This is a genomic window from Variovorax sp. CCNWLW186, from assembly GCF_037203865.1.
In the GTDB taxonomy this organism is placed as follows: domain Bacteria; phylum Pseudomonadota; class Gammaproteobacteria; order Burkholderiales; family Burkholderiaceae_C; genus Variovorax.
On record NZ_JBBCBO010000003.1, the window covers coordinates 165568 to 177653 of the forward strand.

14 protein-coding genes and 1 riboswitch are annotated in these 12086 nt (G+C 66.6%); of the genes, 3 read left to right on the forward strand and 11 right to left on the reverse strand.

The features are described 5' to 3' along the window. Nucleotides 1-7: 7 nt before the first annotated feature. Together V9K97_RS05015 and V9K97_RS05020 are read right to left on the reverse strand one after the other, a co-directional pair. Entirely contained in the window at nt 8-856 is an 849-nt protein-coding gene (locus tag V9K97_RS05015; RefSeq protein ID WP_337316701.1) for an alpha/beta hydrolase, read from the reverse strand. Further along, nucleotides 853-2364: a M20 family metallopeptidase gene (locus tag V9K97_RS05020; protein WP_337309634.1), complete on the reverse strand. Its 1512-nt coding sequence runs from the start codon at nt 2362-2364 to the stop codon at nt 853-855. Before V9K97_RS05020 ends, V9K97_RS05015 begins: the two co-directional genes overlap by 4 nt. A gap of 92 nt (nt 2365-2456) precedes the next feature. On the opposite strand from V9K97_RS05020, the gene V9K97_RS05025 reads away from it, so the two are divergent. Next, nucleotides 2457-3254, forward strand: a complete 798-nt coding sequence (locus tag V9K97_RS05025) for a DUF72 domain-containing protein (protein WP_337316703.1) — start codon at nt 2457-2459, stop codon at nt 3252-3254. Nucleotides 3255-3275: 21 nt separating this feature from the next. Here the strand turns inward: V9K97_RS05025 and V9K97_RS05030 are convergent, their stop codons facing one another. Further along, nucleotides 3276-3794 (reverse strand): bactofilin family protein, encoded by a 519-nt coding sequence (locus V9K97_RS05030; protein WP_258503102.1) that lies wholly within the window; start codon nt 3792-3794, stop codon nt 3276-3278. 135 nt (nt 3795-3929) lie between these two features. Here V9K97_RS05030 and V9K97_RS05035 point away from each other — a divergent pair, with 135 nt between their 5' ends. Next, nucleotides 3930-4853, forward strand: a complete 924-nt coding sequence (locus V9K97_RS05035) for an ion transporter (RefSeq protein WP_337316705.1) — start codon at nt 3930-3932, stop codon at nt 4851-4853. Here V9K97_RS05035 and V9K97_RS05040 read toward each other — a convergent pair. The 4 genes from V9K97_RS05040 to V9K97_RS05055 form a co-directional block, all read right to left on the reverse strand. After that, nucleotides 4798-5388 carry an IMPACT family protein gene (locus V9K97_RS05040; protein ID WP_258503105.1) on the reverse strand — a complete coding sequence of 197 codons (591 nt, stop codon included), beginning with the start codon at nt 5386-5388 and terminating at the stop codon, nt 4798-4800. The two genes, V9K97_RS05035 and V9K97_RS05040, sit on opposite strands and share 56 nt — an antisense overlap. 38 nt (nt 5389-5426) lie before the next feature. Beyond that, complete coding sequence (metW, locus tag V9K97_RS05045) at nt 5427-6014, reverse strand: methionine biosynthesis protein MetW (protein ID WP_337297306.1); 588 nt, start codon at nt 6012-6014, stop codon at nt 5427-5429. Next, nucleotides 6011-7189 carry a homoserine O-succinyltransferase MetX gene (gene metX / locus V9K97_RS05050; protein WP_337316707.1) on the reverse strand — a complete coding sequence of 393 codons (1179 nt, stop codon included), beginning with the start codon at nt 7187-7189 and terminating at the stop codon, nt 6011-6013. The genes metW and metX overlap by 4 nt, the downstream gene beginning before the upstream one ends. Before the next feature lie 128 nt (nt 7190-7317). Beyond that, a complete protein-coding gene (locus V9K97_RS05055) occupies nt 7318-7881 on the reverse strand; it encodes a TMEM165/GDT1 family protein (protein WP_258503108.1) in 564 nt (187 codons plus the stop codon). Nucleotides 7882-7890: 9 nt separating this feature from the next. Further along, nucleotides 7891-8074: riboswitch (yybP-ykoY riboswitch) on the reverse strand. A 263-nt stretch (nt 8075-8337) separates the two neighbouring features. On the opposite strand from V9K97_RS05055, the gene V9K97_RS05060 reads away from it, so the two are divergent. Next, complete coding sequence (locus V9K97_RS05060) at nt 8338-8892, forward strand: RNA recognition motif domain-containing protein (RefSeq protein ID WP_337316709.1); 555 nt, start codon at nt 8338-8340, stop codon at nt 8890-8892. A gap of 105 nt (nt 8893-8997) precedes the next feature. Here V9K97_RS05060 and V9K97_RS05065 read toward each other — a convergent pair whose 3' ends face one another. From V9K97_RS05065 to V9K97_RS05080, 4 genes are read right to left on the reverse strand one after another with little or no spacing between them, the layout of a single operon-like run. Beyond that, nucleotides 8998-9780 (reverse strand): SDR family oxidoreductase, encoded by a 783-nt coding sequence (locus tag V9K97_RS05065; RefSeq protein WP_337309616.1) that lies wholly within the window; start codon nt 9778-9780, stop codon nt 8998-9000. Between the two features lie 31 nt (nt 9781-9811). Then, nucleotides 9812-10456, reverse strand: a complete 645-nt coding sequence (lptC, locus tag V9K97_RS05070; RefSeq protein WP_337316711.1) for an LPS export ABC transporter periplasmic protein LptC — start codon at nt 10454-10456, stop codon at nt 9812-9814. Next, entirely contained in the window at nt 10453-11001 is a 549-nt protein-coding gene (locus tag V9K97_RS05075) for a KdsC family phosphatase (RefSeq protein WP_337316713.1), read from the reverse strand. Before V9K97_RS05075 ends, lptC begins: the two co-directional genes overlap by 4 nt. After that, nucleotides 11001-11999, reverse strand: a complete 999-nt coding sequence (locus V9K97_RS05080; protein WP_337316715.1) for a KpsF/GutQ family sugar-phosphate isomerase — start codon at nt 11997-11999, stop codon at nt 11001-11003. The genes V9K97_RS05075 and V9K97_RS05080 overlap by 1 nt, the downstream gene beginning before the upstream one ends. Nucleotides 12000-12086: the final 87 nt, after the last annotated feature.

Sequence of the window (12086 nt, forward strand, 5' to 3'; positions counted from 1 at the left end):
ACACCGCTCAGTTGGGCGGAAAGCGCGTATCGAGCCACCGCCGCAGCGCGGCGAACACGGGCCCGGCATCCAACTCGTTGAATATCTCGTGGTACAGGGCCTCGAAGCAATGCGCCTCGACCATGCCACCGGGCGCGGCCGCCGCGGCAAAGGCACGGCTGGCGGCCGGCCTCACGAGATGATCGTCGCCCGCATACATCAACAGCGTGGGCACGGGCCAATGCGGCGCGGCCTGCTGGATGGCCGCCCCTTCGTGCGCGAGAAAACGCGCCAGCCGGCTGCCGATGCGGTCGTGCGTGAGCGGATCGGCACGGTAGGCCCGCACGATGGCCGGGTCGTGCGAAAGAAAGTTGTCGTCGAGCCCATTGCCAACGCGCAGGTTCGGCGCAATGCGCGGCAACACTGCGAGCAGCGCCTTTTGTAGAGCGCTCAGGCCGGGATCGAACCCCGGGGACGACAGCACCAGCCCATCGACCGGCCGCACGCTGCGCGACACCAGGCTGGCCGCGACCAGCCCGCCCAGGCTGTGGCCCAGCAGCACCAATGGTAGGCCGGCGTTCTCGCGGCGAGCGTCGTCGATGACCAGCGCAAGATCTTCGACCAGCCGCAGCTCGCTTGGCAGACCGCCGCGCGCGCCCGACGATTCGCCGTGGCCGTGATGGTCGTACGCCCACACCGCGAAATTCCATTCACGCAGGCGCGCGGCAAGCTGCATATAGCGCCCCGCATGCTCGCCGAGCCCGTGCGCCAGGACCACCACCGCACGCGGCGCGCCGGCCGCGGGAAGACGGCGCAGCGCCAGCGTCTCGCCGTCAGGCGCGGTCAGTGAAACGTGCTGCGGCGCAGGTCCGGTCAAGCGGCGGCCGGCTCCGCGGCGGCGGTGCGGTGCGCAGCCGGCAAGGCCGCAATCACTTCAGCCACGGCGGCCGTCAGCTTCTTGGCATACGGCACATGCAGGAACTCGTTGGGTCCGTGCGCGTTGCTCTTCGGACCGAGCACACCGCAGACCATCATCTGCGCCTTGGGAAAACCCGCGCTCAGCATGTTCATCAGCGGAATGGTGCCGCCCTGGCCGATGTAGCCGCAAGACGCGCCGAAGTGCGCCTGCGAAGCCTTGTTGAGCGCGTCTTCGAACCACGGCGTGATCGTCGGCGCGTTCCAGCCGGTGGCGCCGCCGCCGCTTTCGAAGGTGACACGCGCCTGGTAGGGCGCGTTGTCCTCGAGCAGCGCTTTCAGCTTCTGCACCGCCTCGGCCGCGTCGACCAGCGGCGGCAGGCGCAGCGAGAGCTTGAACGCGGTGTAGGGGCGCAGCACGTTGCCCGCATCCTTCAGCGCCGGAAAGCCTTCGGCGCCGGTGACCGACAGCGTGGGCTTCCAGGTGCGGTTGAGCAGCGCCTCGACCGGGTCGGTGGTGGTCGGCAACGCGAACATGGTCGAGCCGCCGCAGTCGTAGTGCGCCCAAGGAAAGCGCTTGTAGACCTCTTCGCCAAGGATGGCGGCGGTGGCCTTGGCCTGCGCCAGGCGATCGGCCGGCACTTCGCAATGAAAGCTCGCGGGCAGCAGGCGGCCGGTGGCGCTGTCTTCGAGCCGGTCGAGCACCTGCCGCATGATGCGAAAGCTCGAAGGCACCAGGCCCGACGCATCGCCGGAGTGAATGCCCTCGGTCAGCACCTCGACCTTGAGCGTGCCGCTGGCCATGCCGCGCAGCGACGTGGTGAGCCACAGCTGGTCGTAGTTGCCGGCGCCGGAATCGAGGCAGATCACCAGTTCCACATTGCCCAGGCGCGGGCGCAGCGCATCGACGTACGGCAGCAGGTCGTAGGAGCCGCTTTCCTCGCAGGTCTCGATGATGCCCACGATGCGCGGATGGGCCGCGCCTTGGTTCTTCAATGCCTGCAGCGCGGCGACGCTGGCGTAGACCGCATAGCCGTCGTCGGCGCCGCCGCGGCCGTAGAGCAGGCCGTTCTCGTACTTGGGCGTCCAGGGCCCGAGGTCGTTGCGCCAGCCGGTGAATTCGGGCTGCTTGTCGAGGTGGCCGTACATCAGCACGGTTTCGCTCATGTCGGTACCGGTGGCCGGCACTTCGAAGAACAGCACCGGCGTGCGGCCTTCGAGCCGCACGATTTCCAGCTTCAGGCCTTCGACCTTCTGCGCCTCGACCCAGGCGGCCGCGTTGCGCAGCACCGTTTCCAGGTAGCCGTTGGCCGACCAGTCCTTGTCGAAGCCGGGCGACTTGGCGGGAATGGCGATGTAGTCGGTGAGTTGCCTGACGATATCGCCGTCCCATTGGGCGGTGACATCGGAGAGGGCGCGCTCGGCGTCGAGCGTTCCGGCGGGCATTTCGCGGTGCAGGGGGGCGTTCATCGGTGGGTTCTCCGCGGGGGTGACGAAAAATCGCATTTTGCGCCTCGCCGCGACCCCGCGTAGAGTGCGGCGATCTCAACCCGGAGCGCAATGTGAGCAAGGCAACATCGACTCGGACGCAGGCGAATATCAAGGTGGGCATCGGCGGCTGGACCTACGAGCCCTGGCGGGACAACTTCTACCCCAAGGGGCTCGCGCACGCAAAGGAGCTGCGCTATGCGAGCCGCAAGGTCAGCGCCATCGAGATCAACGGCACCTACTACAGCACCTTCAAGCCCGAAACTTTCCGCAAGTGGCACGACGAAGTGCCCGACGACTTCATGTTCTCGATGAAAGCCTCGCGCTTTTCGACCAACCGCAAGGTGCTGGCCACGGCGGAAGACTCGATCAAGCGCTTCATCGACAGCGGCGTGAGCGAGTTGGGCGACAAGCTCGGACCGATCGTGTGGCAGTTCATGCCCACCAAGCAGTTCGATGCGGAAGACTTCGAGGCCTTTCTGGAGCTGCTGCCCAAGAAGGAAGGCAGCCGCGTGCTGCGCCACGTGATGGACGTGCGGCATGAGAGCTTCATCACGCCCGCCTACCGGGCGCTCGCGAAGAAGCACAAGGTGTCGACCGTGTTCACCGACGCCGACAAGTTTCCTTCGTTCGAGGAGCCCGAGGGCGACTTCGCCTACGCACGGCTCATGATGGCAGACGCCAAGCTCAAGACCGGCTATGCGCCGAAGGCGCTCGACAGCTGGGCCGAGCGCGCGCAGCAGTGGGCCAAAACGCCCAAGAAGCGCGACGTGTTCGTCTATTTCATCAACGGCGCCAAAGAAAAAGCACCGGCCGCGGCCGGTGCCTTGCTGGAGCGCCTGGGTTGGAAGCCGCCCGAAGAGGCGGCCTGACAGCTAGGAGTCAGATATGGATCAGGTGGCCGATTGCAGCGACTGCTTGGCGCCGAAGCTGATTTCGCCCGAGAGCTGGCCGCCTTCTTCGATCACGATCTTGCCGTAGCGGATCTTGCCGGTGACCTTGCCGGTCGAATGGATCACGAGCTTTTCGCGCACCGTGAGGCTGCCGTCGAAAATGCCGCGGATTTCGGCGATGTCGATTTCGGCCGAGCCCTTGAATTCGCCCTGCTCGGCGATCTGCATCAGGCGCGAGTCCATGGTGGCCTCGACGAGGCCTTCGACCACGAGTGTGTCGCAATCGGTGATCTCGACGCCCTTGAGCTTGATGTTGGGGCCGACGGTGAGCTTGCTGCCGCCTTCCTTGGCGGCGGGAGCGGCCGCCGGAGCCAGGCCGCCTTGCTGTGCGGTGAGGGAAGAAGGGTTGACGGGCGAACCCGAGAGATTGGTACCCGAGCCCACCAGCGGCGCGGGGCGGGAGGTCAACGAGTCGGTGTCACGATCACGCTTGCCGAAAAATGGGGACTGTGTAGCCAAAGGGGAGCTCCTCAACAAAGGGGCTATCGTAAGAACCACTCCATGGCCTGCGGCACTTCATTGCGCAAGAAACGTAACTGAATAAATCCCCGCCGCATTGGACAATGCCCCTTCCGTGACCTCCTGGCTCGCAAGATGACCCGATCGAACACCGCTCCCGCTGCCCGGACCCTGGCTATCTCCTCGACCATCGACGCGCGCTTCGACAAGCCGGCAAGCGGCTGGCGGCGCCGCTTGTTCACCGTGATCTTCGAGGCCGACACGCGCGCCGGCCTGCTCTTCGACCTGGCGCTGATCGCCGTGATCGTGACCAGCGTGCTGGTGGTCATCCTCGACAGCGTGCAGTCGATCCGCGACCAGTGGCGGCCTCTCTTCAATGCGTTCGAATGGGGCTTCACCATTCTCTTCACGCTCGAATACATCGCGCGGCTCGCCTGCGTGAACAAGCCGATGCGCTATGCGCTGAGCTTCTACGGGGTGATCGACCTGCTCGCGCTGCTGCCAACGTACCTGGTGGCGTTCGCGCCCGAGCTCGCCTACCTCATCGATGTGCGCGTGCTGCGGCTTTTGCGCGTGTTCCGCATCTTCAAGCTTTCGCGCTACTCGGTGGAATACCGCGCGCTGGTCTCTGCCGTGGCCGCCAGCCGCCGGAAGATCACGGTGTTCGTCGGCTTTGTGATGCTGGTGGTGCTGGTGATGGGCACGCTGATGTACGTGGTGGAAGGGCCGGTGCACGGTTTCACCAGCATTCCGGTAGCGATCTACTGGGCCATCTCGACCATGGCTACCGTGGGCTTCGGGGACCTGGTGCCCAAGACCGATCTCGGCCGCGCCATTGCTTCCGTGATGATGCTGGTGGGCTGGGGCGTGCTGGCGGTGCCGACCGGCATCGTCACCGCCGAGATGGCGCGCCGCGGTCCGGGCGACGATGAGGCGCCCGTGGCGCTCGCGCCGCGCGGCGTGCTGGGGATGGCAGTGCCTCCGGCGGTGCCCGCGCGGCGGCTTACGCCTGCGGCCAGACGGCGCGCCCTTGCGCAGCATCGTCGAGGCGGGCGATGAAGGCGTTGGCGTCAGGCTCGGGCAGCGTGAATGCGAATTCCACTGCGTCGCCGTGCCGCACGTCTGTAATGGAGGCGCCGCTCACAGCTGCAATCTCGCGCCGCACGAGCCCTTCGAGCGCATAGGGCACGGTGCATTGCAGCAGCCGCTGGCGCACCAGCGGGACCAGCGTTGCGCCGACACAAGCCTGCGCAACCGCATCGGTGTAGGCCCGCACGAGCCCGCCCGCGCCCAGCTTGATGCCGCCGAAATAACGTACCACGGTAGCGAGCACGCCTTCGAGCTGCTGGTGCCGCAGCACCTCGAGCATCGGCCGTCCGGCGGTGCCGCCGGGCTCGCCGTCGTCGTTGGCCGCCGATTGACCACCTGCCATCAACGCCCAACACACATGCGCAGCGGCGGGGTGTTCGTTGCGCAGCGCCGCCACCACGGCGAGCGCAGCGGCGCGGTCGGCCACGGGCTGCACGCAACCGATGAAGCGGCTCTTCTTGACCAGCAGGTCGCTGTGCGCCGGTTGCGAGAGCGTGAAGCTCATGAGGCCGCCGTGTTCGTTCTTGCGAGGCGCGAAAGCGCTCAGCGCTCCCGCTCGAACTTGAACACCGCCGTGCTCGCGCGCGCATTGGGCAGCCAGCGCACGCTGCGGCCTTCCTGCACGCCGAACGCGTCGAGCACGCGCAGGCTGTTCTTTTGCGCCAGCACTTCAAAGTCCTTGAACGTGCCGACGCGGATGTTGGGCGTGTCGTACCACTGGTAGGGCAGGCGGCGCGTCACCGGCATGCGGCCGCGTGCAATGCTGATGCGGTTGGGCCAATGCGCAAAGTTGGGGAAGGCCACGATGCCGATGCGGCCCACGCGCGCGGTTTCGCGCAGCATGACCTCGGCATTGCGCAGGTGCTGCAGCGTGTCGATCTGCAGCACCACGTCGAACGTGGCGTCGTCGAACACCGCCAGGCCTTCGTCGAGGTTCAGCTGGATCACGTCGACGCCGCGGCGAATGCACTGCAGCACGTTGCCATCGGCAATTTCCACGCCGTAGCCTGTGCAGCCGCGCTCGCGCTGCAGCAGGTCGAGCAGGGCGCCGTCGCCGCAGCCGAGGTCGAGCACGCGCGCGCCCTCGGGCACCAGGTTGGCGATGAGGCGCTGGGTTTCGATATCGCTCATTGGGCGGCACTCCCTTCAGCCTCGGTTTCAAGGGCCACGCGCTCGAAATAGGACCGCACCACGCCCATGTAGCGCACGTCGTCGAGCAGGAACGCGTCGTGCCCGTGCGGCGCATCGATTTCGGCGTAGCTCACGTTGCGGCGGTTATCGAGCAGCGCCTTCACCAGTTCGCGGCTGCGTGCCGGCGAAAAGCGCCAGTCGGTCTTGAAGCTCACGAGCAAAAACTTGGCGGTGGCCTTCGCAAGCGCAGCGCTGAGGTTCCCGCCGTGCGCGCGTGCCGGGTCAAAGTAGTCGAGCGCGCGCGTGATCAGGAGGTAGGTGTTGGCGTCGAAGTACTCGCTGAATTTGTCGCCCTGGTAGCGCAGGTAGCTTTCGATCTGGAACTCGATTTCCTGGGTGGAATAGCGGTAGTCCAGCGTGGCCGCCTCGCCTTCCACCGCGCTGCGCAGGATGCGTCCGAACTTCTCGTTCATGACGTCGTCGCTCAGGTAGGTGATGTGGCCGATCATCCGCGCGATACGCAGGCCTCGCTTCGGAATGACGCCGTGCTCGTAGAAGTGGCCGCCATGAAAGTCGGGGTCGGAGACGATGGCGCGGCGGGCCACTTCGTTGAACGCAATGTTCTCGGCCGTGAGGTTGGGCGCGCTGGCCACCACCACGGCGTGGCGCACGCGGTCCGGGTACTGCAGCGTCCACGACAGCGCCTGCATGCCGCCGAGGCTGCCGCCCATCACGGCCGCAAGCGTGCGAATGCCGAGCGCGTCGAGCAGCACGGCCTGGGCGTCGACCCAGTCCTCGACCGTGACCACCGGAAAATCGGCGCCGTAGATGCGCCCCGTGGCCGGATTGGTGTGCATCGGACCCGTCGAGCCGAAGCAGGAGCCGAGGTTGTTCACGCCGATCACGAAGAAGCGGTTGGTGTCGACCGGCTTGCCCGGGCCCACCATGTTGTCCCACCAGCCTTCGGACTTGGCCTGGCCTTCGTAGACACCGGCGACATGGTGCGAGGCATTGAGCGCATGGCACACCAGCACCGCATTGCTGCGGTCGGCGTTCAGGGTGCCGTAGGTTTCGTAGGCGAGCGTGTAGCTGCCGAGCGACGCGCCGCTGCGCAGGGCCAGCGGGCCCGCGAACTGCATCGACTGCGCAGAGACGACCAAAGAAGTTGACGACATCAATAAAAAACCCGGCCTCGCCAAAAACGAGCCGGGTTGTTCGCCAACTGACTGTCTTTAGCTGAATTTATAAAGCGCCCGCAAGCTGAAGCAAATCGGCGCAGCCGGCAGTATATCGCCCTGCCGCGTTACCAGCCGATGATCATCACGATGCCGAGCACCAGGAAGATCGCCGCCGAGATGCCGTGCACGAGCGTGATCGGCACGCGCTTCACCAGCTTGTCGCCCAGCCAGACCACGGGCGCATTGGCCAGCATCATGCCGAGCGTGGTGCCCGTGACCACCCAGATGTAGGCGTCGGTGAACCGGGCGGCGAGCATGACGGTGGCGATCTGGGTCTTGTCGCCCATTTCAGCCAGGAAGAACGCAATGAGCGTGGTGCCGAATACCCCGTAGTGCGACGCCGCGGGCGCGTCGTCTTCGTCGAGCTTGTCCGGAATCAGCATCCAGGCAGCCATGGCGATGAACGAGCCGCCCAGGATCCAGCGCAGCACGTCGGGGCCGAGCCAGTGAGTGATCCAGTTGCCGACGGCGCCGGCCAGGGCATGGTTGACGATGGTGGCAACGAAGATCCCGAGCACGATCGGCCAGGGTTTTCTGAAGCGGGCGGCCAGCAGCAGGGCCAGCAACTGGGTCTTGTCGCCCATTTCGGCGAGCGCGACCACGCCGGTTGCAACGAGAAAAGCTTCCATGAGAGCAGGGGTTCCTTGGGCCGAAGGACGCAATTGACCGTGCAACACCTTCGGCCAAATTCCCGAAGTTGCACGGTCAAAGGTCTCGCCAGGTGAATCACTGCACGCGCCATGTCCCGTGTGGGGCAGGACAAGTCTGTTGACGCGGGCCCTTCTCGTGATGGAAGGCGGCTACTCCCCAATGACGGAGCGGATTCTACCTGCGGCTTTGCGGCCCCTTCGGCGCCGTTCTTGTAAGCGGGCGCTAGCTTCTTTTAATTTTCGGAGGCCCTACAGGAAGCAGCAAATTCCTGCTTGCATTTCGTGTATTTCACCCATAATGCACGAGCCTCCCTCTTCATTTTGCCGGGGCGGCAGTTCGGTGATCGGTCAGTTTCGCGCGACTCGACAGCTCTTGGTTGAGTGATGCTTTCGGGACTCCATCGCTTTTCTTGATGTGTTTATAGGAGTCCCTTGATGGGCAACAAACTGTATGTCGGCAACCTGCCTTACTCGGTGCGCGACGGTGATCTCGAACAGGCTTTCGGACAATTCGGCTCGGTGACCAGCGCCAAGGTCATGATGGAACGCGATACGGGCCGCTCGAAGGGCTTCGGCTTCGTCGAGATGGGCAGCGACGCGGAAGCGCAAGCAGCAATCAACGGCATGAATGGCCAGCCCCTGGGCGGCCGCAGCGTCGTCGTCAATGAAGCACGCCCGATGGAAGCACGTCCCCCGCGCAGCGGTGGTGGCGGCTACGGCGGCGGCGGTGGTGGTGGTTATGGCGGCGGTGGTGGCTACGGCGGCGGCGGTGGTGGCGGCTACGGTGGTGGCGGCGGCGATCGCAGCGGCGGTGGTGGCCGTTCCGGTGGCGGCGGCGGCTACGGCGGTGGTGGTGGCCGTAGTGGCGGCGGCGGTGGTGGTGGCGATGGCGGTTTCCGCAGCCCCTACGGCGCCGGTCCCCGTGGCGGCGGCGGTGGCCGCTCCGGCGGTGGTGGCGGCGGCTACGGCGGCGGAAACAGCGGCTACTAAGCCCTGCATTCCAGCCACACAGGCAAAAGGCTCCCTCGGGAGCCTTTTTCTTTTGGCGCTCGCGAAGGATGCGCTCGCGCAGCCGCGGCAATGGCCGCGGGCGGTTCAGCTTTCGCCGCTGCGCTTCTTGCGGGCCCTGCCTTGCACGGCGCGGTCGAGCAGGGCGTTCGGCAGCATGCGCATGAGCTTGGCGATAACGCCCATTTGCCAGGGAATCACGCGGTAGCTGGTGCCGGCCTCGATGGCGCGCACCGCCTGGTCTGCAAAATCTTCCGCCTTCATGAGAAATGGCATGCCGTACCGGTTGCCCTGTGTCAGCGGCGTGTCGATGTAGCCGGGGCAGAGGGTGACGACCTTGACGCCGCTGTTGTGCAGCTCGCCGCGCAAGCTCTCGCAGTACGCGACCACGCCCGCCTTGCTGGCGCAATAGGCGCCATGTCCCGGCAGGCCGCGAATGGCCGCGACGCTCGCAATGCCGACCAGCCGGCCGCTGCCGCGCTGCCTCATTGCCGCCACAAACGGGTGAAAGGTGGCCATCAGGCCGACGTTGTTGGTGGCAAAGGTTCGCGCCATCACGTCGATGTCGTCCCGCTCCGTGGTGTCGATGCCGACGCTGATGCCGGCGTTGGCAATGACCACGTCGGGCAGGCCTTGACGCTCGATGCAGGCGGCGCCGGCCGCCAAGATGCTGTCGGTCTGCGCCACATCCGCGCTATAGATCTGGTAGCTGGCCGGATCGAGATTGCGGGCGTTCGCCCAGGTTTCGATCTCCGCCGTGCGCCGTGCCACAAGGGCCAGCCGGTAACCGGCTTCGTGGAAGCGGGCGGCCAGGGCCTGGCCGATGCCGCTCGATGCACCGGTGATGAAGACCAACGGGGACGTACTCATGGGTGCGGGGTGGCTTCCGGTGATTTTTTCTTCAGCGCGGCTTGCCGCCGGAGGCGGCCGCCGACGGAATCAGGACGCCGCGCACCCGCCCGGTCAGGTTGGCGACCCCGCTCAGGTTGTCGTAGTCGAGGTTGTCGGCGGTGAACTGGTCAGTGCCGCGAATGAGGGTGACGGGCTTGTTCGAGGTCACGCGTTCGGTGTCGAGGAACGCGTGCAGGAAGTCGCCGCGGAACTCGAGGCGCGGCGTGGCCTTGCCGTTGGGGCCGACGACCGGATCGCGAATCACGATGGCATTGCCGAAGAGCTGGATCTCGCTGCCGTCGGAATTCGACAGGCCGCGGTTGGCCGTGGCATGGGTCGTGTAGCCCTGCGGCGAGACGGAGCGCACCCGCACGTCGTCGACTTCAGTGGTGTCGGTGTCGGGGTAGTGACGGCCTTCCTTGCCGTGGAGTTCGCTGCGCAGGTCGCCGTTGGGCAGGTAGTTCTTGATGACGAAGCCGCGCATGAAATAGTCGGGCTCGTGGGTGGGCGCGGCCTTGGTGGTGGGCTCGAGCAGCTTGGGCGCATTGCGCACCAGCCAGTAGGTACCGAGCGCCACAGCTGCCGTCAGGATGATGGGCAGGTAGATGGTGGCGCGGTCGACGGCGTTGCGCAGCAGGTTCCAGGCGCGGCTCATTGCGTGGGACCTCGTGCCGCGTCGAGCAGGCGCCTGTACTGGCCGCAGGCCGTCAGCAGCACGTCGCAGAACTCGCGCGCCGCGCCTTCGCCGCCGCGCGCGCGGGTAACGTAGTTGACGGCGTCGCGCACTTCCACGTGCGCGTTGGCCGGCGCCGCTGCAAAGCCGACGCGCGCCAGCACCGGCAGGTCGGGCCAGTCGTCGCCGATGGCCGCGGCCTGGTGCCAGCCCAAGCCCAGCTGTTCGAGCATGGCTTCGGCCGCGGGCAGCTTGTCCTCGGTGCCGTAGCGCACATGCTGGATCCCGAGCGCCTCGAGCCGCACGCGCAGCGGCTTGGAGTCGCGCCCGGTGATCACCGCCGGCGTGATGCCGGCCAGCCGAAGCAGCTTGAGCCCGTAGCCGTCGAGGATGCTGAAGCGCTTGAGGGTTTCGCCGTGCTCGGTGAAGTACACGCCGCCGTCGGTCAGCACGCCGTCGATGTCGAAGAAGGCCACCCGCACATCCTGCGCGGCGAGCAAGGTTTCGGCCTGGAAGTCGAGCGGCATCAGATGACCTTCGCGCGCATCAGGTCGTTGATGCTGAGCGCGCCGATCAAAAGCCCCGCGGGGTCGACGATGAGCACGCTGGTGATGCGGTGTTCTTCCATCAGCTCGGCCGCCTCGACCGCCAGCGCCTCGGCGCGCAGCGTGCGCGGGCCGGGGTGCATCACGTCGGCAGCGGTCAGGCCGCGCAGATCGCCGCCGGTCTCCACCTGCCGACGCAAGTCGCCGTCCGTGAAGATGCCGATGGCCCGGCCGTCGGCGTCGACCACCGCCGTGGCGCCCAGGCCCTTGGAACTCATCTCGCGCATCAATTCGCTAAGCGTTGCGGTGGGTGCCACGCGCGGCACGTCGTCGCCCGAGCGCATCACGTCGCTCACATGGGTGAGCAGCTTGCGGCCCAGCGCACCGCCCGGGTGCGAGCGCGCGAAGTCTTCAGAGCCGAAACCGCGCGCGTCGAGCAGCGCCACCGCCAGCGCGTCGCCCATCGCCATCTGGGCGGTGGTGCTTGCGGTGGGGGCCAGGTTGAGCGGGCAGGCTTCCTTGGCAACGCCGGCATCGATCACGATGTCGGCATGGCGCGCCAGGGTGGAATCGGTGCGGCCGGTCATGGCGATGAGGGGCACGCCCTGTCGCTTGACCACGGGCAGTATGACGGTGAGCTCGTCGACCTCGCCGCTGTTCGAGATGGCCAGCACCAGGTCGACCGACTTGATCATGCCGAGGTCGCCGTGGCTGGCCTCGGCCGGGTGGACGAACATGGCCGGCGTGCCGGTGGAGGCCAGGGTGGCGGCAATCTTGCGGCCGACATGGCCGCTCTTGCCCATGCCCATCACGACCACACGGCCGCGCACTTCGAGGACCTTGCGCACGGCTTCGACGAAGCTCGGGCCCACGCGCGACTTGAGGCCGAGTACGGCATCGGACTCGATGTCGAAGGTGGCACGGGCCCGCGCGAGGATGGCGTCGGCGTCGACCACGGGGGGCAGGGGGGCTGAACTCATCGGCGGATTTTACGGGGCGGCCGGCATCTGCCGTCAGCGCGTGAAAGCGGCGCGTGCGGGGCATGGACATTGCTCTAGCATCCAGCC

What these genes read in the sequence shown, in the direction of transcription:
- V9K97_RS05020 (WP_337309634.1), bottom strand. Translation starts at nt 2,364, where the DNA reads ATGAACGCCCCCCTGCACCGCGAAATGCCCGCCGGAACGCTCGACGCC.
- V9K97_RS05035 (WP_337316705.1), top strand. Translation starts at nt 3,930, where the DNA reads ATGACCCGATCGAACACCGCTCCCGCTGCCCGGACCCTGGCTATCTCC.
- V9K97_RS05040 (WP_258503105.1), bottom strand. Translation starts at nt 5,388, where the DNA reads ATGAGCTTCACGCTCTCGCAACCGGCGCACAGCGACCTGCTGGTCAAG.
- metW (WP_337297306.1), bottom strand. Translation starts at nt 6,014, where the DNA reads ATGAGCGATATCGAAACCCAGCGCCTCATCGCCAACCTGGTGCCCGAG.
- metX (WP_337316707.1), bottom strand. Translation starts at nt 7,189, where the DNA reads ATGTCGTCAACTTCTTTGGTCGTCTCTGCGCAGTCGATGCAGTTCGCG.
- V9K97_RS05055 (WP_258503108.1), bottom strand. Translation starts at nt 7,881, where the DNA reads ATGGAAGCTTTTCTCGTTGCAACCGGCGTGGTCGCGCTCGCCGAAATG.
- V9K97_RS05060 (WP_337316709.1), top strand. Translation starts at nt 8,338, where the DNA reads ATGGGCAACAAACTGTATGTCGGCAACCTGCCTTACTCGGTGCGCGAC.
- V9K97_RS05065 (WP_337309616.1), bottom strand. Translation starts at nt 9,780, where the DNA reads ATGAGTACGTCCCCGTTGGTCTTCATCACCGGTGCATCGAGCGGCATC.
- lptC (WP_337316711.1), bottom strand. Translation starts at nt 10,456, where the DNA reads ATGAGCCGCGCCTGGAACCTGCTGCGCAACGCCGTCGACCGCGCCACC.
- V9K97_RS05075 (WP_337316713.1), bottom strand. Translation starts at nt 11,001, where the DNA reads ATGCCGCTCGACTTCCAGGCCGAAACCTTGCTCGCCGCGCAGGATGTG.
- V9K97_RS05080 (WP_337316715.1), bottom strand. Translation starts at nt 11,999, where the DNA reads ATGAGTTCAGCCCCCCTGCCCCCCGTGGTCGACGCCGACGCCATCCTC.